The 3,370-nt window shown below is 64.7% G+C and carries 1 protein-coding gene; it reads right to left on the minus strand.

The window, feature by feature from the left end; translation table 11 throughout:
* A partial coding sequence (gene metH / locus ACFO60_RS40670; protein WP_380852855.1) for a methionine synthase occupies positions 1-3,370 on the minus strand: 3,370 nt, incomplete at both ends.

The following is a 3,370-nucleotide window of genomic DNA, read 5'->3' on the forward strand; positions in this document are numbered from 1 at the left end:
AGACGTTGAAGTATTTGGCTTCGGGGTGGTGGACGATGAGGGCGGAGGTGGCCTGTTCGGGATGCAGCTGGAACTCCTCCGACAGGGTGACCCCGATCCGGGCCGGGTCCAGCAGTTCGAACAGCTGCCGCTGGTCTTCCAGGTTGGGGCAGGCCGGATAGCCGAAGGAATACCGGCAGCCGGTGATGTTGACCTTCAACATGTCCGCCAGCGCCTCCTGGCCGCCGATGCCCAGCTCGGTGCGGACCCGGGCGTGCCAGTACTCGGCCAGCGCCTCGGTCAGCTGCACCGACAACCCGTGCAACTCCAGATAGTCCCGGTAGGCGTTCTTGGCGAACAACTCCCCGGTCGCCTCCGAGATCCGCGACCCCATCGTGGCCACCTGGAACGCCACCACATCCACCTGTCCCGACTGCTTGGACCGGAAGAAGTCCGACAGGCACAGATGCCGATCACGCCGCTGCCGCGGGAAAGAGAACCGGGTCCGCTCCAAGCCGGTCGCCTCATCCAAAATGATCAGATCATCCCCGTCACTGACACACGGGAAGTAGCCGTAGACCACCGCGGCCTGCAACAGGTTCTCGGTCTGCAACCGCTCCAGCCACATCCGCAGCCGCGGCCGCCCCTCGGTCTCCACCAACTCCTCATAGGAGGGCCCGCCGCCCCCACGAGCCGCCTTCAGCCCCCACTGCCCCATGAACGTGGCCCGCTCATCCAAAAACGCCGCGTAATCGGCCAACGGGATCCCCTTGACCACCCGCTCACCAAAGAACGGCGCCACCGGCACCGGGTTACCGGCCGCGACATCCGACCGCGCCGGCAACTCCCGCACCGGGGTGCGTTCCAACGTGGCGCCGGTCTTGACCCGCCGGGCCCGCAACGGCGGCAACTGCGCCCCCTTAACGCCGCGTTTGACGTCCATGAACGCATCCATCAACCGCAACCCCTCAAAAGCGTCCCGCGCGTACCGCACCTCGCCATTGAAGATCTCGGCCAGATCCTGCTCCACATACGCCCGGGTCAACGCCGCCCCACCCAGCAACACCGGGAACCGAGCGGCGATCTTGCGGGAGTTCATCTCCTGCAAGTTCTCCTTCATGATCACCGTGGACTTCACCAACAGCCCCGACATGCCGATCACATCGGCGTCCTTCTCCTCGGCCGCCTCCAAAATCGCCGACACCGGCTGCTTGATCCCCAGATTGATCACCTCATAGCCGTTGTTCGACAAGATGATGTCCACCAGGTTCTTACCGATATCGTGCACGTCCCCCTTCACCGTGGCCAGCACGATCCGCCCCTTCACCTGCCCCTCCACCCGCTCCATATGCGGCTCCAGGTAGGCGACGGCGGCCTTCATCACCTCCGCCGACTGCAACACGAACGGCAGCTGCATCTCCCCCGACCCGAACAACTCCCCGACCGTCTTCATCCCCTCCAGCAACACCTCGTTGATGATCTCCAACGCCGGCCGCTGTGCCAGGGCCTCCTCCAGGTCTGCCTCCAGCCCCTTCCGCTCCCCATCGATGATCCGCCGCTTCAACCGCTCCCACAACGGCAACCCCGCCAGCTCCGCCGCCCGCCCCTGACGCAACGACGCCGCATCCACCCCCGCGAACGACTCCATGAACAACGCAAGCGGGTCATAACCCTCCCGACGCCGGTCATACACCATGTCCAACGCCAACTGCCGCTGCTCATCACCGATCCGCGCCATCGGCACGATCTTCGAAGCGTGCACGATCGCCGAATCCAGCCCCGCGTTCACACACTCATGCAAAAACACCGAGTTCAGCACCATCCGCGCCGCCGGATTCAACCCAAAGGAGATGTTCGACAACCCCAACGTGGTCTGCACCCCCGGATAACGCCGCTTCAGCTCCGCGATCGCCTCGATCGTCTCCACCCCATCCCGCCGCGTCTCCTCCTGCCCCGTCGCGATCGGGAACGTCAGACAATCCACGATGATGTCCTCGACCCGCATCCCCCAGTTGCGCACCAGATCCTCGATCAACCGCGACGCCACCCGCACCTTCCACTCCGCGGTCCGCGCCTGACCCTCCTCATCGATCGTCAACGCCACCACCGCGGCGCCATGCTCCCTCACCAACCGCATGATCTTCACAAAACGCGAATCCGGACCATCCCCGTCCTCGTAATTCACCGAGTTGACCACCGCCCGGCCACCCAGCATCTCCAACCCCGCCTCGATCACCGAAGGCTCGGTCGAATCCAGAACAATCGGCAACGTCGACGCCGTCGCCAGCCGAAACGCCAACTCCCGCATGTCGGCCACCCCATCACGGCCCACATAATCCACACACAAATCCAGCATGTGCGCCCCATCACGCGACTGCGCCCGCGCGATGTCCACACACTCATCCCACTGCCCCGCAAGCATCGCCTCACGAAACGCCTTCGACCCATTGGCGTTGGTCCGCTCACCGATCGCCAGATACGAGGTGTCCTGCCGGAACGGCACATGCGCATACAACGACGACGCCCCCGCCTCCCGACGCGGCCGCCGCGCCACCACCCCACGCCCCCCCACACGCTCCACCACCCGAGCCAGATGCTCCGGCGTCGTCCCGCAACACCCCCCCACCAACGCCAACCCATACTCCCCCACAAACCCCTCATGCGCATCCGCCAACTCCCCCGCCGACAACGGATACCGCGCCCCATCGGAGGTCAACTCCGGCAACCCCGCATTCGGCATACACGACAACAACACCCCCCCACCCGCATGCTTCGCCAAATACCGCAAATGCTCCGACATCTCCGCCGGACCCGTCGCACAATTCAACCCCAGCACATCCACACCCAACGGCTCCAACGCCGTCAACGCCGCACCGATCTCCGACCCCAGCAACATCGCACCATTGGTCTCGATCGTCACCTGCGCGATCACCGGCACATCACGCCCCGCCGCGTCAATCGCCCGCCGCGCCCCCAACACCGCAGCCTTCACCTGCAACAAATCCTGACACGTCTCCACGATCAACGCATCAGCCCCACCCGCCACCAACCCCGCCGCATTCAACTCATACGCATCACGCAACGCCCCAAACCCCACATGCCCCAACGTCGGCAACTTCGTCCCCGGACCCATCGACCCCAACACAAACCGCGGCCGCCCATCCCCCACCGACCACCCATCCGCCGACTCCCGCGCCAACCGCGCCCCCGCCAACGACAACTCAAACACCCGATCAGCGATCCCATACTCCCCCAACGCCGCCAAATTCGCCCCGAACGTGTTGGTCTCCACACAATCCACACCCACCGCGAAATACGCGTCATGCACCCCCCGCACAATGTCAGGACGCGTCACATTCAAAACCTCATTGCACCCCTCATGACCATCGAA

Source organism: Sphaerisporangium dianthi (assembly GCF_042654065.1).
GTDB classification, from domain to species: Bacteria; Actinomycetota; Actinomycetes; order Streptosporangiales; family Streptosporangiaceae; genus Sphaerisporangium; species Sphaerisporangium dianthi.